At 66.9% G+C, this 20,420-nt stretch carries 17 protein-coding genes; 9 read left to right on the top strand and 8 right to left on the bottom strand.

Annotated features, from left to right (window positions below):
• Nucleotides 1–17: 17 nt before the first annotated feature.
• Nucleotides 18–1,484 (top strand): pyruvate kinase, encoded by a 1,467-nt coding sequence (gene pyk / locus ACD584_RS10355; protein WP_011038293.1) that lies wholly within the window; start codon nt 18–20, stop codon nt 1,482–1,484.
• 465 nt (nt 1,485–1,949) lie between these two features.
• The gene (locus ACD584_RS10350; RefSeq protein ID WP_012437525.1) at nt 1,950–2,954 is read left to right on the top strand and encodes a class I fructose-bisphosphate aldolase; all 1,005 of its coding nucleotides are present in this window, start codon (nt 1,950–1,952) and stop codon (nt 2,952–2,954) included.
• Nucleotides 2,955–3,378: 424 nt separating this feature from the next.
• On the opposite strand, the gene ACD584_RS10345 is transcribed toward ACD584_RS10350, so the two are convergent.
• Nucleotides 3,379–3,918: an O-acetyl-ADP-ribose deacetylase gene (locus ACD584_RS10345; protein WP_012437526.1), complete on the bottom strand. Its 540-nt coding sequence runs from the start codon at nt 3,916–3,918 to the stop codon at nt 3,379–3,381.
• Between the two features lie 158 nt (nt 3,919–4,076).
• Between ACD584_RS10345 and ACD584_RS10340 the strand changes: the two genes are divergently transcribed.
• Nucleotides 4,077–4,328, top strand: coding sequence for a hypothetical protein (locus tag ACD584_RS10340; RefSeq protein ID WP_139328389.1), 252 nt, complete (start codon nt 4,077–4,079; stop codon nt 4,326–4,328).
• Between the two features lie 95 nt (nt 4,329–4,423).
• Here the strand turns inward: ACD584_RS10340 and ACD584_RS10335 are convergent, their stop codons facing one another.
• From ACD584_RS10335 to cobA, 3 genes are all read right to left on the bottom strand, one after another.
• Complete coding sequence (locus tag ACD584_RS10335) at nt 4,424–4,930, bottom strand: isoprenylcysteine carboxylmethyltransferase family protein (protein ID WP_076037086.1); 507 nt, start codon at nt 4,928–4,930, stop codon at nt 4,424–4,426.
• A gap of 162 nt (nt 4,931–5,092) precedes the next feature.
• Nucleotides 5,093–6,052, bottom strand: a complete 960-nt coding sequence (gene cysK, locus ACD584_RS10330) for a cysteine synthase A (protein WP_076037085.1) — start codon at nt 6,050–6,052, stop codon at nt 5,093–5,095.
• A 16-nt stretch (nt 6,053–6,068) separates the two neighbouring features.
• Nucleotides 6,069–7,274: a uroporphyrinogen-III C-methyltransferase gene (gene cobA / locus ACD584_RS10325; protein ID WP_076037084.1), complete on the bottom strand. Its 1,206-nt coding sequence runs from the start codon at nt 7,272–7,274 to the stop codon at nt 6,069–6,071.
• A 161-nt stretch (nt 7,275–7,435) separates the two neighbouring features.
• Here cobA and ACD584_RS10320 point away from each other — a divergent pair, with 161 nt between their 5' ends.
• Both ACD584_RS10320 and ACD584_RS10315 read left to right on the top strand, forming a co-directional pair.
• Nucleotides 7,436–8,416 carry a LysR family transcriptional regulator gene (locus tag ACD584_RS10320; protein WP_075285388.1) on the top strand — a complete coding sequence of 327 codons (981 nt, stop codon included), beginning with the start codon at nt 7,436–7,438 and terminating at the stop codon, nt 8,414–8,416.
• Between the two features lie 94 nt (nt 8,417–8,510).
• A complete protein-coding gene (locus ACD584_RS10315) occupies nt 8,511–8,792 on the top strand; it encodes a hypothetical protein (RefSeq protein ID WP_068574196.1) in 282 nt (93 codons plus the stop codon).
• Nucleotides 8,793–9,297: 505 nt separating this feature from the next.
• Here the strand turns inward: ACD584_RS10315 and ACD584_RS10310 are convergent.
• Complete coding sequence (locus ACD584_RS10310) at nt 9,298–10,494, bottom strand: GAF domain-containing sensor histidine kinase (RefSeq protein WP_070689920.1); 1,197 nt, start codon at nt 10,492–10,494, stop codon at nt 9,298–9,300.
• A gap of 179 nt (nt 10,495–10,673) precedes the next feature.
• On the opposite strand from ACD584_RS10310, the gene ACD584_RS10305 reads away from it, so the two are divergent.
• The 3 genes from ACD584_RS10305 to ACD584_RS10295 all read left to right on the top strand — a co-directional run bounded on the left by ACD584_RS10305 (nt 10,674) and on the right by ACD584_RS10295 (nt 14,886).
• Nucleotides 10,674–11,111 carry a DUF2946 family protein gene (locus tag ACD584_RS10305; RefSeq protein ID WP_070689922.1) on the top strand — a complete coding sequence of 146 codons (438 nt, stop codon included), beginning with the start codon at nt 10,674–10,676 and terminating at the stop codon, nt 11,109–11,111.
• Nucleotides 11,112–11,317: 206 nt separating this feature from the next.
• Nucleotides 11,318–13,321 carry a TonB-dependent receptor gene (locus ACD584_RS10300; protein WP_070689925.1) on the top strand — a complete coding sequence of 668 codons (2,004 nt, stop codon included), beginning with the start codon at nt 11,318–11,320 and terminating at the stop codon, nt 13,319–13,321.
• Nucleotides 13,321–14,886 (top strand): PepSY domain-containing protein, encoded by a 1,566-nt coding sequence (locus tag ACD584_RS10295; RefSeq protein WP_228438044.1) that lies wholly within the window; start codon nt 13,321–13,323, stop codon nt 14,884–14,886. Before ACD584_RS10300 ends, ACD584_RS10295 begins: the two co-directional genes overlap by 1 nt.
• A 30-nt stretch (nt 14,887–14,916) precedes the next feature.
• Here ACD584_RS10295 and ACD584_RS10290 read toward each other — a convergent pair whose 3' ends face one another.
• The 3 genes from ACD584_RS10290 to ACD584_RS10280 form a co-directional block, all read right to left on the bottom strand.
• A complete protein-coding gene (locus ACD584_RS10290) occupies nt 14,917–15,642 on the bottom strand; it encodes a phosphoadenylyl-sulfate reductase (protein WP_076037080.1) in 726 nt (241 codons plus the stop codon).
• The gene (cysI, locus tag ACD584_RS10285) at nt 15,639–17,345 is read right to left on the bottom strand and encodes an assimilatory sulfite reductase (NADPH) hemoprotein subunit (RefSeq protein WP_076037079.1); all 1,707 of its coding nucleotides are present in this window, start codon (nt 17,343–17,345) and stop codon (nt 15,639–15,641) included. The genes ACD584_RS10290 and cysI overlap by 4 nt, the downstream gene beginning before the upstream one ends.
• A 108-nt stretch (nt 17,346–17,453) precedes the next feature.
• Nucleotides 17,454–19,301, bottom strand: a complete 1,848-nt coding sequence (locus ACD584_RS10280) for an assimilatory sulfite reductase (NADPH) flavoprotein subunit (RefSeq protein WP_076037078.1) — start codon at nt 19,299–19,301, stop codon at nt 17,454–17,456.
• 178 nt (nt 19,302–19,479) lie between these two features.
• On the opposite strand from ACD584_RS10280, the gene cysD reads away from it, so the two are divergent.
• A complete protein-coding gene (gene cysD / locus ACD584_RS10275) occupies nt 19,480–20,388 on the top strand; it encodes a sulfate adenylyltransferase subunit CysD (protein ID WP_011038279.1) in 909 nt (302 codons plus the stop codon).
• Nucleotides 20,389–20,420: the final 32 nt, after the last annotated feature.

The following is a 20,420-nucleotide window of genomic DNA, read 5'->3' as shown; positions in this document are numbered from 1 at the left end:
TTTACAGGGAGGCCATCATGAAAGAACGTCAACGCCGCACCAAGATCCTCGCCACGCTGGGACCGGCCACGGATCCGCCCGGTGTGCTGGACGCCTTGTTCAAGGCGGGCGTCAACGTGGTGCGCCTCAACTTCAGCCACGGCGACCCGTCCGGCCAGGCCAAGCGCGCTGCCGAAGTGCGTGCCGCCGCCGTCCGCGTCGGCGCCGAAGTGGGCATCCTGGCCGACCTGCCGGGCCCGAAGATCCGCATCGAGCGCTTTGCCGGAGGCAAGATCAAGCTGACCATGGGCGATCGTTTCGACCTGGTGGCCGATATCAATGCGCCGGCCGGCGATCAGCATCAGGTGGGCGTGAGCTACCTGGGCCTGCCGCAGGATGTCACCGCCGGTGACGTGCTGCTGCTCGACGATGGCCTGGTGCAGCTGCAGGTCACCGACGTGCAGGGCGCACGCATCGTCACCACCGTGCTCAACGATGGTGTGTTGTCCGACCGCAAGGGCCTCAACAAGCAGGGCGGCGGTCTGTCGCTGGGCGCGTTGACCGAGCGCGACAAGGAGCTGATCGGTATCGTGGCCAAGATCGGCGTGGACTTCATCGCGGTGTCGTTCTGCCGTAACGCGCAGGACATGCACGACGCCCGCCAGATCGCCCAGCAGCACGGCTGCGATGCGCAGTTGGTGTCCAAGATCGAGCGCACCGAAGCGATCGAGAACCTGGTCGAAATCGTCGAAGCCTCCGACGTGGTGATGGTGGCGCGTGGCGATCTGGGCGTGGAAATCGGCGATGCCGAATTGCCGGGCCTGCAGAAGAAGATCATTCGCGAGTCGCTGGCGCAGAACAAGGTGGTGATCACCGCCACCCAGATGCTGCAGTCGATGGTGGAAAGCCCGATCCCGACCCGCGCCGAAGTACTCGACGTGGCCAACGCGGTCATCGACGGCACCGATGCGGTGATGCTCTCGGCCGAAACCGCTGCCGGTGCGTACCCGGTGCGTGCAGTGGAAGCGATGGCGCGCATCTGCCTGGGCGCCGAGCACCAGTTCGAGTTCGATACCGACTTCGAAGCGGCGCAACGCAACCTGCAGCGCGCCGACCAGGCGATCGCAATGGCGACCATGTTCCTGTCCGAGCACATCGGTCTGGGCGGCGTGGTGGCGTTGACCGAATCCGGCGGCACGCCGCGTTACCTGTCGCGCTTCCGTTCCAACATGCCGATCTATGCATTCACCCGTCATGACGGCGCGCGTCGCCAGATGGCGATGATGCGTGGCGTGTTCCCGATCGGTTTCGACAGCCGTGGCCTGACCCCACGCGAAGCCGCGCGCGCAGCGATCCGCCTGCTGGTGGAGAACGAGCGCATGGGGCCTGGCGACCGCGTGGTGTTCACCAGCGGCGAGCACATGGAAACCCATGGCGCCACCAACACGCTGCGTCTGCTGGAAGTGGGCGAAGACGGCCGCGCCAGCGGTCTGGGCGAGCTGTAGAACACCTGGCGGTGTAGGCGTCGTGCATGCAGACATGTGCGACGCGCCCCACGCAGCCTGCAGTGACACGACGGCGGCCATGTGCCGCCGTCGTGCTGTTTGGCCGATGCGCATGGCTCGCTTCCCATGCCGCACCCTGCGCTGTACGTCCCCGCAGCGTGGCTGACGGACATGTGCATGCAATCTCGCGGCCCAGCTGTGGTGAGGCTGCACACGGCATGGGCCGATCAGACGTAAACGCCGCGTTTAATACCCTTCCAGGCCATTGGCGTTTGCATGCCGCGCCCGCCGCATCGACGTGAGATGCGGCATGTGGCCACAAGCGCTGCACGCCACGATGCGAGCCCTGCCACAGATCGCGCAGCGCGCTGCAAGGTGTAATCGGTTGCAGGCATTCCGTGAAGGAATGTCTACGACTTTCGTCGCTATACTTTCGTTCTCCCCCGCAGCTGCCACAGGAACTACATGAGCATCGAACAGCTTGCCGAAACCGCCCAGGCCATGGTCGCCCCGGGCAAGGGCATCATCGCCATCGACGAATCGACCAGCACGATCGCCAAGCGCTTTTCCGGCGTGGGCATCGAGAACACCGAAGAAAACCGTCGTGCCTACCGCGAACTGCTGCTGACCACGCCCAAGCTGAGCGATTACATCTCCGGCGCCATCCTGTTCGACGAAACCATCCGTCAGAAGACCAAGGACGGCGTGCCGTTTGCCAAGTACATGGCCGACCACGGCATCATCCCGGGCATCAAGGTCGACAAGGGCGCGCAGCCGCTGGCCGGCATGCCGGGCGAGTTGGTGACCGAAGGTCTGGACGGCCTGCGTGCGCGTCTGGAGGAGTACTACACCCTGGGCGCGCGCTTCGCCAAGTGGCGTGCGGTCATCAACATCGGCGAAGACATTCCGTCCGGCACCTGCATCGAGGCCAACGCGCATGCGCTGGCCCGCTATGCCGCGCTGTGCCAGGAACAAGGCCTGGTGCCGATGGTGGAGCCGGAAGTGATCATGGATGGCGACCACGACATCGAGACCTGCTACGAAGTCACCGAAGCCACGTTGCGTTCGCTGTTCGGTGCGCTGTATGAGCAGAACGTCGTGCTCGAAGGCACCATCCTGAAGGCCTCGATGGTCATCTCCGGCAAGAGCTGCGAAGAGCAGGCCAGCGTCGAAGAAGTGGCCGAGTCCACCGTGATGTGCCTGAAGTCGACCGTGCCGGCAATCCTGCCGGGCATCGTGTTCCTGTCCGGCGGCCAGACCGACGAGCAGTCCACCGCGCACCTCAACGAGATGCATCAGCTGGGCAACCTGCCGTGGCCGCTGAGCTTCTCGTATGGCCGCGCGATGCAGCAGGCTGCACTGAAGCTGTGGTCCAAGGACATGACCGGCAACTATGCCAAGGCGCAGCAGATCATTTACGAGCGCGCCAAGGAAAACGGCCTGGCTGCACTGGGCAAGTGGAAGGGCTGATCCGCCGCTGAGGCTGCATCACGCATACAAGACGCCGGCCGCCAGGCCGGCGTTTTGCGTTTGGGTTCGCCAATTTGGATGGCCGGCAGCTTTTGTCGCGACGCTTGCATGTGCAGCGTGCGCCCGTCGTTGACGCGCGACCGTTGTCCGTACTGACAGACACGCGTGCGAACTACGGCACCTGCACCTGCACGCAAGGTACGTCTCAAGTAAGACGGCGCCTGCACGACGCAAGACACACGCCTGTGCCCCATCTTTGGGAAGCAGCTCGCTTGCACTCTTCTCGCTCACACCGCAGCTGTTTCCTGCGTGCATGTGCATGGGGCAGCACAGAGTGCATCACAAGCAAGCCTGTGCCGTGCACAAAGCAAGACAGGCGCCCTGTGGCGCCTGTCTGAAAACATTACGCTTGCAGTCGTTCCACTCAGGCAGCAGCGGTTTCCTGCGTGGCGAGCGCCTGCTGATAGGCCTTGTAGGTCGCTTCGTTATAGGCCACCAGCACGATGTGCTTGGGCACTTTGTGCGAGCGCTGCCAGTCGCGGGTTTCAGTGACGGCAATGCGTGCCGCCTGGTACAGCGGGTAGCCGTAGATACCGCAGCTGATGGCCGGAAACGCAATCGAGTGCAGCATCATCTGCTCGGCCAACTTCAGCGACTGCCAATAGCAGTTGGCGAGCTGTTCCGGTTCGTTGTGCTTGCCGTCGCGCCATACCGGTCCCACTGTGTGGAAGATGTGCCGCGCTTTCAGGTCGAAGCCATCGGTGATGCGGATTTCGCCGGTGGGGCAACGCACGCCTGGGCGCACTTCCGGCAACGCCTCGCAGGCCTCCAACAGGCGCGGGCCTGCGGCGCGATGGATCGCGCCATCGACGCCACCACCGCCCAGCAGTGATTCGTTGGCCGCGTTGACGATGACGTCCACGTCGAGTTGGGTAATGTCGCCTTGCCAGACTTCGATTCTCATAGCGCGATAGTTATGGGATTTGCATGATGAGCGCGTGATGGATCAGGCGCTGCGGGACGCTCACGCTATGGGCCATTCATCTCACACGATGCGACCACATGGCGGGCTGCGCCGAAGGACCTGCAGCGTGCCAAACGCGCTGTCTGCAACGTGTCGCGATGACGATTGGTCTGGCCTATGACAGGCATCGAAGCGGCATGCTGAAACGTGCCAACTACGACGAAAGGCAGGCTTCAATGCGCCATGGGACGTGCGGAGTTCAGGCGCTGAAAGAATGCGATGCCGGAGTGCTTGTCGTGCGTCGACTGTCGGCGTCATCGCTAACAGCGCTGGCAATCGGTTCGCTCAATCGGAACCGGTTTGGCGTGCGCCCGCAGGTTCAAGGCCAATGGCGAACGCATGCGCAGTAATCGCCACAGACGCAGCCGAACTCGTCGCGCACGCGCGCTTGTCCGATGGAATTACAAACCGTCGCGAGACTACACGGCAGCGTGCGCCGGTAGGCTCAAAGCCAGCGGCGTACGCGGGCGCAATAATCGCTGTAGGCGCGGCCGAATTCGTCGCGCAGGCGTGCTTCTTCGAACGGGATGACCAACCACTGCAAGGCCAGCCAGGGTAGCGGCACCAGCGCCACCGCCCACAGCAGGCCCAGTTGCAGGCACAGGCCGATGTAGCTGAGGACCAGCGCCAGATACATCGGGTTGCGGGTGAAGCCGTACGGGCCGTCCAGCACCAGCCGCGAAGGATGGCCGCTGGGCATGATGGTGGTGCGTCGGCGCGCGAACAGGATGAAGCAGCTCACCGCCAGCGCGAGCCCGGCGCAGGCGATGACGCCGCCGGCCAATTCGATCCACGCCAGCGGTGTGGGGGCAGGCAGCGGCAGCGCAAAGGCTTGCTGTAGCCAGGCGCCGGCGCCCAGGGCAAGCGCGAAATGCGCCGGGGAGGTCATCTTCACCAGCCATGGCGCCCGCCCGCTGCGGGTATCGCTGTGTCCATACGGCCGGTTACTCACGCCTTCTCTCCCTGCAGAACAACCGCCATCGTAACGTTTCCTTGACATCGGCGGGAGGCGGCCGCGCCGCAGCGCGACGCAAATTGCAGGACACTTCATGCCAAAGGCCGCGCTGGCGGGCGCGGCCTTTGGGAAGAAACGCTGACGTCACGCTGCCTGCGATCAGGGCAGGCCGGCCAGCCAATCGTCGTCGGAGCCTTCGTTGATGTCGGCGAACAATGGCGTGGAGAAGTAGCGCTCGCCGGTATCCGGCAGCATCGCCAGGATCACCGCGCCCGGCACCGCGGTTTCGGCCACCCGCAGGGCAGTGGAGACGGTGCCGCCGCCGGAGATGCCGGTGAAGATGCCTTCTTCCGCGGCAAGCCGCCGGGCCACGCTGATCGCGTCGGTGTCTTCCACGCTGAGGATTTCGTGGGCGATCTCGCGGTTTAGCACCTCCGGCACGAAGTCCGGGGTCCAGCCCTGGATCTTGTGCGGCTTCCAGTCCTGGCCTTGCAGCAGCGCGGCGCCGGCCGGTTCGGTGGCGGTGATGCGCACTTCCGGGCGGGCCACGCGCAGCACTTCGCCCACGCCGGTGAGGGTGCCGCCGGTGCCCCAGCCGGTGACGAAATGGTCCAGCCGGTGGCCGGCGAAGTCGCGCAGGATCTCGGCGGCGGTGGTGTTGCGGTGGTAGGCCGGATTGGCGGGGTTGGCGAACTGGCTGGCCAGGAACCAGCCGTGTTGTTCGGCCAGTTCCTTGGCCTTGCGCACCATGCCGCTGCCGCGCTCGGCGGCCGGGGTCAGGATCACCTTGGCCCCGTAGGCGCGCATCAGCTTGCGGCGCTCGATCGAGAAGGTTTCCACCATGGTGGCGACGAACTTGTAGCCACGCGCGGCAGCGACCATGGCCAGCGCCACGCCGGTGTTGCCGGAGGTGGCTTCCACGATGGTGTCGCCGGGCTTGAGCAGGCCGCGTTGTTCGGCGTCCAGGATGATGGCCAGCGCCAGCCGGTCCTTGACCGAGCCGCCCGGGTTGAACGACTCGACCTTGACGTACAGGGACACGTGGTCCGGGGCGAGGCGGTTGAGTTTGACCACCGGGGTGCGGCCGATGGTGTCGAGGATGTTGTCGTACAGGGCCATGGGGTCTCCGTCGGAATCAGGCTGCGTGGGCGAGTGTGGGCGCGTGGGGCGTTGCGATGGGTGAGTGCGCGGGCTGGCCGGTGAGCGGCGCGGCGCCGAACCAGTGCAGCGACTGCGACAGCGCGGCGACGTCGCCCAGGATCAACAGTGCGGGCGAGCGCACCGCATGCAAGCGCGCGGTGGCGGCCAGCTGCGACAAGGTGCCGGTGACCACGCGCTGTTCCGGGCGCGAGCCATTTTCGACCAGCGCAAATGGCGTATCCGCGGCGCGGCCGGCCTGCAGCAGGCGCTGCTGGATGCTGTCCAGGCCGGCCACGCCCATGTAGAAGGCCAGCGTCTGCCGCTCCTGGCCCAACGCGTGCCAGTCCAGCGTGTCCAGCGAATCCTTGCAGTGCGCGGTGATCAGGCGCAGCGATTGCGCATGGTCGCGGTGGGTGAGCGGGATACCGGCGTAGGCGGCGCAGGCCACTGCGGCGGTGATGCCGGGCACCACCTGGAAACCGATGCCGTGCGTGTGCAGGAATTCGAGCTCTTCGCCGCCGCGGCCGAACACGAACGGGTCGCCACCTTTCAGGCGCACCACGCGCCGCCCGGCGCGCGCATGTTCGAGCATCAGCGCATGGATCTGCTCCTGGCGCGTGCTGTGGCCTTGGGCGGATTTGCCCACTTCGATGCAGCGCGCTTTGCGCTGCGCAAGGCGCAGGATCTGCGGGCTGACCAGGCGGTCGTACAGGATCACCTCGGCCTGCCGCAGCGCGCGCACCGCATTGCGGGTGAGCAGGCCGGGGTCGCCCGGGCCGGCACCGACCAGCGCCACGCTGCCGGGCGTGAGGGTGAGGCGGCTTGCTGGAGGCGATGGTTCGCTGGCGATGGGCGGCAACGCTGCGGCTGCGGGAGCGGCCTCATGGGTCAGCAGCCGTTGCGCACCGGCGGCGCTGCGCAGGGCAGCGTTCACTGCCGGCACATCGCTGGCGGCGATGGTCAGCCAGACCGGCTGGTCCGGCAGCGCCAGCCACTGCGGGTCAAAGCTGCCCACCAGCCAGCGCACCTGCCCGGACTGTGCCCAGCCGCGCAACGCGGGTGTCAGTTCCGGCGCGCCCACCAGTGGCACTGCGCCGGCCTGCAGCAGGCTGGCGGTGGCGCGTTCGGCAGCGCGACCGCCGCCAACCACCAGGACGGCACGGCCACGCAGATCGGCAAGGAGCGGGAACAGGACAGTCACGGACCGGGCTTCGAGGAGAGGGCCAGACCGTAACGCCGGGCTTATAGCCGTCGGAAATGACTTCATGCGTCCTAAAAATAGCGTTCGGTTATAAGCTGGCCCGCCGAACTCCTCTACAGTCGAAGCCCTTGTAGCGCCTCGCGCTTTTTGGACATAAGCCCATGACGCTGACCCAACTTCGCTACCTGGTGGCCATCGCCGATGCCGAGCTGAACATCACGCTGGCCGCGGCGCGTGTGCACGCGACCCAGCCGGGCCTGTCCAAACAGCTCAAGCAGCTGGAGGACGAGCTGGGCTTTTTGCTGTTCGTGCGCAAGGGGCGCAGCCTGGATGCGGTGACCCCGGCCGGCGTGGAAGTAATCGAACGTGCCCGCGCGGTGCTGTCCGAAGCCAACAACATCCGCACCTACGCCGCCAACCAGCGCCGCGAAAGCCAGGGCCAGCTGACCTTGACCACCACCCATACCCAGGCGCGCTTCGTGTTGCCGCCCGCGGTGGCACAGATCAAGCAGGCCTACCCGCAGGTGAGCGTGCATCTGCAGCAGGCGGCCGAGAGCGCGGCGCTGGATCTGCTCAGCCAGGGCGATGCGGACATTGCCGTGGTCAGCACCGCGGGCGGCGAGCCCACCGCCGGCATCGCGGTGCCGCTGTACCGCTGGCGCCGGTTGGTAGTCGTGCCGCGCGGGCATGCACTGGACACGCGCGTGGCGCCGGACATGCAGGCGCTGTCTGCGCACCCGCTGATCAGTTACGAATCCTCCACGCGTCCCGGCTCGTCGCTGCAGCGGGCGTTTGCGCAGGTGGGCCTGGAGCCGAGCATTGCGCTGACCGCGCTGGATGCGGACCTGATCAAGACCTACGTGCGCGCCGGTCTGGGCGTGGGGCTGGTGGCCGAAATGGCCGTCAGTGCCAACGACGAGGATCTGCGCGCGTGGCCCGCACCGGCGCCGATCGCCGAGTGCATCGCCTGGGCGGTACTGCCGCGTGACCGCGTGCTGCGCGATTACGCATTGGACCTGGTGCATGTGCTGGCACCACAGATCGACAAGCGCGACCTGCGCCGGGTGCTGGACGGCAACCAGGCGCCGAACTGGCCGCTGCCGCCGACCTGGGAAGCGCTGACCCAGACCATCACCAGCTGATGCCGGAATAGGGCCGTGTCGCTGCACGCGAACGCGTTGCGGCAGACGCGCGCGGCCGGTGGCATGCTAGCTGCCTCAACCAACGAGGTGCGCCATGACAGCAGTGCTTCGCCCGGCGCTCAGCCGTGTGTGGTCACCCGATGCGGACGGCGGCATGCAGCTGGAGCTGTGGGCCCATGTAGAGGGCCGCGACCAGACCGTGCTGACGGTGTTGGCCGATCCGCAGGACGAATCGCTGTGGGTGGGCGTGCAACTGGGCGACACGCGCCTGCAACTGCCGTTGGTGGTCCTGCGCCAGGCACTGGAGGCCGCCGATGCCGAAGTGCATTCGGCGGCGTGGTTCGCGCGTCAGGACGAGGGCGTGTCGGAGATTTAGCCGGCAAGCAGGAGGCGTTGCCTGCGGGTGTCGCGGCAGCGGATGGAGTGATTGCGCGGCCAGTTGGCGACGATCGCATCAGGCCGCGGCGGTCCGTGCCAATGCTGCACTGCAGCGCACTAGCGAATCGCAATCGCTTTCGAAATCAATGGTCTGCAAACACCGTGCTGGATCAGCACAGCCTCGCTGTCGGTGATTTCCCCTCGCGCTGTCAGGGCCGTCAAGGCGGCGTCGGCCAGAGCCATCAAGTTGGGCGCGGCGATGTCGTAAACCCTTATAGCAACCATGCACGACACTCCCGGACGTCTAGGGGTGGACGGCGCAGGGCCGGCCCGGCATCCATCGCTTGGCCGGTCTGTTCGGAAGGTCGTAGAGGTTGCTGGCGCTGTCGTTCGCCATCGCGTGTTGCGCGACTTGAACGACTGGCGCACCCGGGTCCCTGGGGAGAGACCTGGCGTGCTTGGTGGCGGATCCGGGACGGGAGCCCGGGTCCGCCATTTTTTGTTCAGGCCAGTGGAATGGTGACTGAAAAGCGCGTGCCGCCACTCGGGCGCGGGCGCACCTCGACCTGGCAGCCCAGCGTTTCGGCAGTGCGATGCACGATCCACAAGCCGATGCCCAAGCCGTCGCTGCCCGGGTCGGCCTGGCGGAACGCCTGGAACACGTCTTCGGGGTGCTCCAGATTCAAGCCGATGCCGCTGTCGATGACTTCCACCACCGCGTGGCCGGGACGGCGCCGGCAGCCCACCAGCACCTGGCCGCGTTCGGTGTACTTGACTGCATTGCCGACCAGATTGCCGATCAAGGTGGTCAGCAAGGTGGAATGGCTGCGCACGCGCAGGGAGGTGGGCACATGCCGCAGCGACAGGCACTTGTCCCTGGCCGGCTGGCGCCACACGCAGAGCACTGCGTGGATCACGTCTTCCAGCGCCAGCGGCTGCAGATCCGGGCTGGCCGACTTGCTGGCCGCCGCCAATGCGGCCAGTTCGTCCAGGCTGCGCGCCACGGTGCCGATGGCATCGCGTGCGGTGACCAGGGTGGGAATGGTGTCCACGTTGGCATGCCGGCGCATCTTGTCGATGGCATAGGCGGCCGTGCGCAGGGGGGTCTTGAGATCGTGGCCGGCGATGGCCATCAGCCGGCTGCGGTAACGGTTGGACTCTTCGGCGATCAACAACGCGCGGCGCAACTCCAGCTGGGCCATGGTCTGGCGCGCCAGCGCGCGCAGTGCATCGACCTGTTCGTCGGTGAGCTGGCGTGGTTGCCGGTCCAGCACGCAGACCGTGCCCAGCGGCAGGCCGTCCGGAGTCTTGAGCAGCGCACCGGCATAGAAATACAGCGGCGATTCGCCGGTCACCAGCGGGTTGCGCGAAAAGCGCGCGTCTTCGCGGGTGTCGGGCACCACCAGTACGTCGTTATCGAGCAGGGCGTGCGCGCACATCGACTTGAACAACGGTGTCTCGCGTTCGCCCATGCCACGCTCGCTCTTGAACCACTGCCGGTCCGCATCCACCAGGCTGATCAGCGCGATCGGGGTCTGGCAGATGATCGAGGCCAGCTTGGTGATGTCCTCGAAGGCGGCCTCGCGCGGGGTGTCGAGGATGCCGTAGCTGCGCAGGGCCTGCAGGCGCAAGGCCTCGCTCGGCGGCTTGGGCGCACACGGCAGGGGCTCGGCCGCTGGATCGGACAGGACAGTACTCATGCGCGCACGGGTCAAAGTGATAGGCGCCAAGCATAGGCTATGGCTGTGCCCGGATTGTGTGCACCGCAGCCCGTCCAGGCGATCGCTGCCGGTGGCGGCCGTGTGTGAAGGGTGCGACATCGCGTCGCGCACCGGCCGCGACCATCGCCGGTTGTGATGCACCGGCTTACACTCGCCAGATGCTCCGTTTTCTCCGCCACCACCGCGTGTTGCAGTCGCTTGCCGTGCTGGCGGTTGCGCTGATGCTGGTGGCGCCGCTGATCAGCCGCTGGTGCCAGCTGCCACTGGCGCAGCCGATGTGCACCAGCCAGGCCGGTGACGCTGCGGCATCTGTGCATGGCGCGCACCACCCGATGCCGGGCATGGGCGCAGCGCAGCACCACGCCATGGACGCGCCCGCGTCCCATCACGCGGCGCCTGCGCAGGACGCCGGTGCGCATGCGGACGCGTGTGACTACTGCGTGCTGGCAGCGCGTCTGTTGGGCGCGCTCGCGCTGGTGGTGCTATGCCTGTTGCAGTTGCGGCCAAGCAAACCCGCTGCCCCGACGCGGACGCATGCATGGCGCGCGCTGCGCTGGCCGGCGCTGGGCGCACGCGGGCCGCCGCTGCCCGCCTGAGGCTGGGCAACGCGCGAGCGTCCGCTGTTCTTTCCGTATTGGCGTGCGCCACCTGCTGGCGTGCGCGAGGCGTGCTGTGCACGCGATGGCGGCTGCCGCGCTTTCTCTTCCGTTGACCGTGCGGCCCTTGCGGGTGTCGCGTGCGGTGGCGTTGTCCGTGCACGCACGGCAAAGGGTGTGACATGCGAGTGTGGTGGTTGAAAGCGATGTGGTCCGCGCCGTCGTTGGCGATGGCATGCGGGATGGCGGGTCATGCACAGGCGCAGGACGCCGCATTGACCCTGGGCAAGGTGCAGGTGAACGAGCACACCACGCGCGGGCAGAGTGCGGCGAGCGTGTTGAGTTCAGTGGACGTGATCGGCGGCGCGTTGCTGCACGATCAGCATGTGGATTACAGCTGGGAGCTGCTGATGCGTGCGCCCGGCGTACAGGTCACCCCGTTCCGCATGGGCACCGACGCAGGGCGGTTTTCGTTCCGCGGCTTCAATGGCGAGGGGCGGATCAATGCGGTCAAGCTGCTGATCGACGGGATTCCCAGTAACGACAATGCCGGCGGCATGCCGTACCTGGATGCGGTGTTTCCGCAGGATATTTCGGCTATCGAGATCGTGCGCGGCACCAATGACGCGCGCTACGGGCTGCATGCCATCGCCGGCAGTGTGGACGTGCTGACCCGCACCGGTGGCAATGATGGGCGACTGAGCGTGACTGCCGGCAGTTTCGGCGCGCGCGAAGTGCAGCTCGGCAAGGGCATCGAGCATGGCGCCTGGAGCCAGAATTACGTGCTGGCCTGGCGCGATTCCGACGGTTACCGCGATCACGCCGATGCACGCAAACGCAGCGTGGCCGGCAAATGGTTTTACACCGACCCGGGCGGCGCGTTTCGTGCCGGGCTGACCACCCGCTATTACGACAACCACGCACTGGAGGCCGGGTATCTGGATGCGGCCAGCGCACGCGCCGCGCCACGCAGCTCGCCCGCGTATGCGCAGGACGATCGCAGCGAACGCACGCTGCGCCAGACCGCGCTGCATGCGGACGGCACGCTTGGCAGTGATGCGCAGTGGAGCGCCAAGGCCTACCGCAACGCGTACCACAACCAGCGCTGGGTGCGTTTTTCCGAAGCCGGCCTGCAACAGGAACGCGACACCGACGAGACCCACCAGGGCATGCTGCTGCGCGGCAACTGGCAGCCGGGCTGGCAGGCGCTACCGACCACGCTGGAGGCCGGCCTGGACGCGCAATGGCAGGACAACCAGTCGCAGCGCTACCGCACCGTGGCACGCGTGCGCAGCGCGCAGTTGCGTGACTGGGATTACGACCTGCGCACGCGCGGCGCCTACGTGCAGGCCGTGTTGAAACCGACCGAGCGATTGCATTTGGTGCCCGGCTACCGCATCGACCGCGTCGATGGCGAGCTGCGGGATCTGCGCGCCGGCATCACAGCACCAAGTTACGACTACGGCACCATCAAGCAGCCCAAATTCAGTGCCAGTTACCGGCTTGCCGGGCAGAGCAGCGCCTATGCGAATTGGGGCCGTACCTTCCAGATCGGCACCGGTGATGGGGCGTACCGCCGGCAGCCCGGCAACCTGGGTCCGTCGATCAACGATGGCTGGGAAGCGGGCTTCAAGTTCGCGCCCACCGCCGTGCTCGATGGCCGGCTGGCGTATTGGGAACAACGCGCGTCCGGCGAGGTGGCCACCATTCTGGGTGTGAATGGTGTGGCCGGCGTGGGCGATGTGGCCAATGTCGGGCGTACGCTGCGGCGCGGCTGGGATGCGCAGCTCAACCTGCAGCCGGCAGAGCACTGGCGTGCGTGGTTGTCGTATTCGCGGCAGAAGGCGAGCATCGCCACGCCCGATCCCAGCGCGCCAGCCACGCGCGGCCGCGAGATCGAAAACGTGCCGCATTGGCTGGCCACCGCGGGCGTGGAGTGGCAGCTCACCCCGGCGGTGCAGCTCAGTGCCTGGGGCAATGCGCAGGGCGACTATTACCTGGAGCGCACCAACACGCTGGGGCGTACCGGTGGCTATGCCCTGCTCAATCTCGGCGCGCGCTGGGCCGTGGATGCGCGCAATACGGTGTCGCTGCAACTGCGCAATGCCACCGACCGCAGCTATGTCTATGCCTGGTACGACAGCGGCAGTTCGGGCTATTCGCCGGGTGACGGCCGTGCACTGTCGCTGTCCTGGGATTGGAGTTTCTGATGTCGGTCTCTGCGACCCAGCACGTTGCCCCCGTGGCCGCTGCCGGCGAGATCGCGCAAGGGCGTCGTTGGCGCGTGTACCGCGCGGTGTGGCGCTGGCATTTCTACGCCGGATTGCTGGTGCTGCCGTTCATTGCCTGGCTGGCGCTGACCGGTGCGGCATTCCTCTATCACGATGCCATCGACCGCACCGCCCATCACGCATTGAAAGTGGTGCCGGTGGGCCCGGCGCGTTTGTCGGCGCAGCAGTTGGTGACTGCCGCGCAGCGTGCGCAGGCGGGGACGGTGTTTCGCTACACCACGCCCGACCGTGCCGATGCCAGCGCCGAGATCGGCGTGCTACGCACCGATGGTGCGCGCGAGGTGGTGTACGTGGACCCGTACAGCGCGCATGTGCTGGGCATGCTGCCCGAGCATGGCACGCTGGCCTGGACCATTCGCCGGCTGCACAGCCTGGACCTGCTCGGTCCCCTCGCGCGTGGCCTGATCGAAATGGCCGCGGGGTGGGCGATTGTGCTGGTGCTGACCGGGGTGTACCTGTGGTGGCCACGCGGCCGCCGCAGCGGGGTGGTGAGCGTGCGTGGCCGTCCCGCGCAGCGGGTGTTCTGGCGCGACCTGCACGCGGTCACCGGTGCCGGGGTTGGAGCGGTGCTGCTGTTTCTGGCCCTGACCGGCATGCCGTGGTCGTGGCTGTGGGGCGCGCAGGTCAATCGCTGGGTCAACGGACACGACTTCGGTTACCCGGCCGGGTTGCGCGTGCAATTGCCGATGTCGCAGCAGCGGCTCACCGACAGCGGCGAGCCGAGCTGGTCATTGCGCCAGGCACGGCTGCCGCAATCGACGCTGCCACCTGACAGGCCGATGCCGATGGCCATGGGCGCAGCGGATGCCATGGCACCGGCGATGGCGCATACCGCGCGTGCCGCGCATTCCGAACACAACGAACACGCTGCACATGCCGCACACGTTGCGCGTGCCTCACAAACCGATACCGCGCATGCCGAGCACGCCGCGCATGGTGGCGGCAGCGGTTTGGGCGAAGCGCCAGGTGTCGGTGCACTGGGGCTGGATGCGGCGCTGGCGCGTTTCGATGCGCGTGGCATCGCGGCCGGCTATAGCGTGGCGCTGCCGCGTGGTGCCAGCGGCGTGTATACCGCTTCGGTGTATCCGGACGATCTGCAGCGGCAGCGGGTGATCCATCTGGATCAATACAGCGGCGCGGTGTTGCTGGACATGCGCTACCGCGATTACGGACCGCTGGCGCAGGCGCTGGAATGGGGCATCAACGTGCACCTGGGCCAGCAATACGGCACCGCCAATCAATTGCTTTTGCTGCTGGCGTGTGCGGCCATCGTGTTGCTGTGTGTCAGCGCGGCGGTGATGTGGTGGAAGCGCCGCCCGGTCGGCGGTCTCGGTGTGCCGCCATTGCCGGCCGATCCGCGCACGCTGCGCGGCGTGCTGGCGCTATTGGTGCTGTGCGGGCTGCTGTTCCCGCTGATGGGCGCATCGTTACTGCTGTTGTGGGCGTTCGATCATTACTGGAGCGTGCGCAGGCTGCGGCGGTGAGGCGCTGGCCTGCGCACTGCTGCGCGCGGCTCAGATGTCTTCGTGGATGCCGCACTCGCGCTTGAGTCCGAAGAAGCGCGTGTCTTCTTCGCGCATGCCCGGCTCCCAGCGACGGGTGGTGTGGAAGTCACCGATCGACACATAGCCTTGTTCCCACAGCGGGTGATACGGCAGTGCATGCGCCTGCAGGTATTGCCAGACGTCGCGGTCGGTCCAGTCGGCGATCGGGCTGATCTTGTAGCGGTCCCCGCGCTTTTGCACGATCGGGGTCTGCGCGCGCCCACCGGACTGGCTGCGGCGCAGTCCGGTGAACCAGGTGCCGACGTTGAGTTCGTCCAGTGCGCGGCGCATCGGTTCGACCTTGCGCAGATTGTTGTACTGGTCGATGCCCACCATGCCCTGTTCCCACAAGCGGCCATGGCGTGCCTCCATCCAGGCGCGGCTGACCAGCGGGCGATACACCTGCAGGTTGAGCGAAAGGCGTTCGGTCAATGCATCGGCAAAGCGGTAGGTTTCCGGGAACAGGTAGCCAGTGTCGATCAGGATCACCGGGATGTCCGGGCGCTGCTGGGTGAGCAGGTGCAACGTCACCGCCGACTGCGCGCCGAAGCTGGACGACAGCGCCGCTTGTTGGGGGCCGTGCTGCAGCGCCCAGGCGACGCGTTCGTCGGCGCGCAGCGTCTCCAGGTGCGCGTTGAGCGTGTCCAGGTCGTCCAGCGAAGGAGCGGCGATCGATGTGGCAGGCAGCGCGGTCATGCGAGCAATTCCAGGTCGAGATGACGGTGGGTGGGGTAGGACGGCAGGGCGATCAGGCCGCTGCGATGCAGGAAGTCGCCGAAGCCTTCATCGGTGTGTTGGTCGCGCTCTGCGGCATAGCGCGCCAGCAGTGGCTTGAGCGCGGCGAGGATGTCGGCTTCGTTGATGTTTTCGCGGTACAGCGTGTTCAAGCGTTGGCCGCGGCGGTCGCCGCCCAGCATCAGGTTGTAGCGGCCCGGTGCCTTGCCGACCAATGCGATTTCAGCCAGATACGGCCGCGAACAGCCGTTCGGGCAACCGGACAGGCGCAGCACGATCGGCGTCTGCGCCAGCCCGTGGCGTTCCAGCAGCGGCTGCAGCGCAGCACTGAAATCCGGCAGATAGCGCTCGGCCTCGGCCATGGCCAACCCGCAGGTCGGCAAGGCCACACAGGCCATTGCGCCGCGCGCCAACGCGGTGGGCGCCAGGTTGCCGGCATCCAGGCCGTACTGCGCCACCAGTTGGTCGATCTGCGCGCGCTGGTCGGACGGTACGCCGGCAATCACCAGGTTCTGATTGGGCGTCATGCGGAACTCGCCGACCTGCAACTGCGCGATGGCGCGCAGCCCGCTCAGGTGCGCGGCGGTGTCGGTGTCGGCAATGCGCCCGGCCGGCAGCGACAGCGTCAGATGCCAATCGCCCTGTTCGCCCTCCACCCAGCCGTAGCGGTCGCCGTTATGCGCGAATGCAAACGGCTGCGCAGGTTGCAAGCTGAATCCCGCGCGGCGTTCGATCTCCGCCACGATGGTGTCCAGGCCGTGGTCGTCGATGGTGTACTTGAAGCGCGCGCGCTTACGCACGGCGCGATTGCCGAGGTCGCGCTGGGTGGTGACCACGGCCGTGGCGATATCCAGCAACTGATCGCGAGTGACGAAGCCGATCACGTTGGCCACGCGCGGCCAGGTCTCCGCATCGCCGTGGCTGGCGCCCATGCCGCCGCCGATGCTGACGTTGTAGCCGAGCAGCTGGCCTTCGCGCAGGATGGCGATGAAGCCCAGGTCGTTGGCGAACACGTCCACATCGTTATGCGGTGGCGCGGCAAAGCCGATCTTGAATTTGCGCGGCAGGTAGCGGTCGCCGTAGATCGGCTCGTCCTCGGCGCCCGAACCGGACACGCGCTCTTCATCCAGCCAGATCTCGTAATAGGCACGCGTGTTGGGCAGCAAATGCTCGGACACGCGCGCGGCATCGGCATACAGCGTGGCATGCGCCTGCGACAGCAGCGGGTTGGCCGCCACCTGCACATTGCGATTCACATCGCCGCAGGCGGCCAGCGTGTCGATCAAGGTGGCGTTGATCGCCTGCATCGTGGCCTTGAGCTCGCGCTTGATCACGCCATGGAACTGGAACGCCTGGCGCGTGGTGATGCGCAGCGAATGGTTGGCATAGCGCGTGGCGATGCCATCCAGTGCCAGCCACTGGCTGGGCGAAATCACTCCACCTGGCGTGCGCGTGCGGATCATGAACTGATATGCCGGCTCGAGCTTTTGCCGCCGCCGCTCATCGCGGATGTCGCGGTCGTCCTGCTGGTAGCTGCCGTGGTATTTGATCAGCGTCTGATCGTCCTCGCGCAACGCCCCGGTGACCGGATCGGCCAGGCTCTGCTCCAGCGACCCGCGCAAGCGGCGGCTGGTGGATTTGATGTCTTCGACGGAGTGGGTCATGGGAATCGGGAATCGGGAAAGGGGAATCGTGAAAAACGGCGTGGTCGCTCGCGACAATTCGGGTGCAGGCCGTACCCATTCCCGATTCCCCACTCCCGATTCCCGGCACTAGTAGACATCGCGCGCATAGCGTCCCTCCACCTGCAGGCGGGTGAGATACGCCGCGGCCGCTTCTGCATCGAGTGCGCCGTGGGTGGCGACGATGTCCAGCAGCGCGGCGTGTACGTCCTTGCCCATGCCGATCGCGCCGCACACATACACATGCGCGCCGCCTTGCAGCCAGGCATAGACCTCGGCGCCGCGGGCGCGCAGGCGGTGTTGCACGTACATCTTCTCTGCCGCATCGCGCGAGAACGCCAGTTCCAGTGCATGCAGCTCGCCGCGCTGCAGCGCCTGCTGCCATTCGGCCTGATACAGGAAGTCGGTGTTGAAATGCTGCGCGCCGAAGAAAAGCCAGTTGCGTCCCTTGGCGCCGGTTTCGGCACGTTCCTGCACGAATGCACGGAACGGTGCCACGCCGGTGCCCGGGCCGATCATCAGGATGTCGCGGTCCGGATCTGCCGGCACGCGGAAGCGCTCGTTCGGTTCGATATACACCGGCGCGGTGTCGCCTTCGGCCAGTGCCGCCAGAAATCCGCTGGCCGAACCCACGTGCCCATGGCCGTGCGCCTGGTAATGCAGTTCATCCACCACCAGGTGCACTTCCTCGCCCACGCGCTTGCGGCTGGAGGCGATGGAATACAGGCGTGGGGTGAGCGGACGCAGGGCGGCCAGCAGGCCGCCGTGGTCCCAATCCGCCGGCCAGCGTCGCAGCACGTCGATCAACTGGTGATCGGAGAGCAGCGACGCCAGGCCGGCAGTCTGGGTCGGGGTGAGCAGCGCCTGCAGATCGTCTGCATGTGCACGCTCGGCGTGCGCAGCCAGGAAGGGCCGCGAGAGCTTGGTCAGCTCGCGCCGCGTGGCAAGCCACTCGTTCAAGGCCAGAGTGTCCTCGCCGATGGTGACCGATGCATGACCATCCAGGCGCAGGCTCTCCAGCACCGCATCGACCAGCGCCGGCGGGTTGCGGTGACGGATGCCGAGCGCATCGCCGGGCTCATAGCTGAGCCCGCTGCCGTCCAACGAGAACTCCAGGTGGCGCACCCGCTTGATCGCCGGGCCATAGACACGGAAGCCCGGGCCCTTAAAATCGCGCCCGCTGATGATCTGGTTAGCCAGCAACTCGGCGGCGAACGGGTGCTGCTGCGACCACACCGGCGCGGCCGGCTGGCTGCGCAGCGGCGTGACCGTGGCCGATGGCTGGGCACTCTTGAGCTGCTCGCGCGCATGCCGCAGCGCGTGCGTGCGCCAGGGTGTGGCGACGCTGTCGATGTCCAGGTCGGCTTCGCCGCGCGGTTGCACGCGGCTGCCGCCGAGTTCGGCCAGGCGCTCGTCGATCCGCCGCGCAATGCCGCAGAAATCGGCGTAGCTGGAATCGCCCAGGCCCAGCACCGCGTACTTGAGCTCCGGCAGCTTGGGTGCGCGGCGCCCGCTCAGGAACTCGACCAGGCCAATCGCATCATCCGGCGGATCGCCTTCGCCCTGGGTGCTGATCACCACGTACAACAGGCGTTCGCTGGCCAGCTCGCGGATGGGGTAGGCGTCGGCACGCAGCAGGCGCACGCTCACGCCGGCGGCCTCGGCCTCGGCGGCCAGCTGTTCGGCCTGCCGCCGGGCGTTGCCGGTCTGGCTGCCGTACAACACGGTCAGGCGCTGGCTTTCGTGCGCCACCGCATGCACCTGGCCACCCGGCAGTACCGCCAGCGAGCGCGGCGGGTGACCCTGCGCCAAGCCGGCGGTATACCCGGACAGCCACCACAGGGACGGGGCGTCCAGACCGTCGACCAGACGCTCCAGCAGCGCCTTGCGCTCGTCGGGCAAGGGGCTGGGCGGCACGGCGGGGCTGGCGGCGGTCATTCGGTTCCAGGGAGGGGAATGGATGAACGATGTTAGGGAAGCGTTCGCTCCGCCAGAAAGGATCAGCCGTTATCGCGTTATGCCGGGTGCTTATTTCGGCCCAGCATGGGCCCGCCACACACTGCGCTGCCTTGCCCTTCCATCGGCTGGTCTCGCCGCCGATGCCAACGACACGCTGATGACCCTGCCACCCCTGTCCCATCTCGACCGTCTCGAGGCCGAGAGCATCCACATCCTGCGCGAGGTCGCCGCCGAGTTCCGTGCGCCGGTGATGCTGTATTCGGTCGGCAAGGACAGCTCGGTGCTGCTGCACCTGCTGCTCAAGGCCTTTGCCCCCTCGCCACCGCCGATCCCGCTGCTGCACGTGGATACGCGCTGGAAATTCCGCGAGATGATCGCCTTCCGCGACCGTCGCGCGGCCGAGACCGCGGTGGACCTACGCGTGCACATCAACCCGGAAGGCGTCGCGCAGGACATCGGCCCGATCAGCCATGGCGCGGCGGTGCACACCGACGTGATGAAGACCCAGGGCCTGAAGCAGGCGCTGGAGCAGGGCGGCTTCGATGCGGCGATCGGCGGGGCGCGCCGGGACGAAGAGAAATCGCGCGCCAAGGAGCGCGTGTTCTCGTTCCGCAATGCACGCCATCGCTGGGACCCGAAGAATCAGCGCCCGGAGCTGTGGAATCTCTACAACGCGCGCACCAAACCTGGCGAAAGCGTGCGCGTGTTTCCGCTGTCCAACTGGACCGAGCTGGATATCTGGCTGTACATCTACCGCGAACGCATTCCGGTGGTGCCGTTGTACTTCGCCGCGCCGCGCCCGGTGGTGCAGCGCGACGGCGCCTGGATCATGGTCGACGACGACCGCTTGCCGCTGCACCCCGGCGAAACCCCGCAACTGCGCTCGGTGCGCTTTCGCACGCTGGGCTGCTACCCGCTGACCGGCGCGATTGAATCCACCGCCGACACGCTGGAAGCGGTGATCGCCGAGATGCTGGTCAGCACCAGCTCCGAACGCCAGGGCCGCATGATCGACCACGCACCAGGCGCATCGATGGAGCAGAAGAAACTCGAGGGGTATTTCTGATGGGCAGTGAATCGGGAATCGGGAATGGGGAA

Origin of the sequence: Xanthomonas sp. NCPPB 2922 (assembly GCF_041520885.1) — a bacterium.
GTDB lineage: Bacteria > Pseudomonadota > Gammaproteobacteria > Xanthomonadales > Xanthomonadaceae > Xanthomonas > Xanthomonas campestris.
The sequence above is the reverse complement of the archived record's forward strand: the minus strand, read 5'-3'. Positions and strand labels throughout refer to the sequence as shown.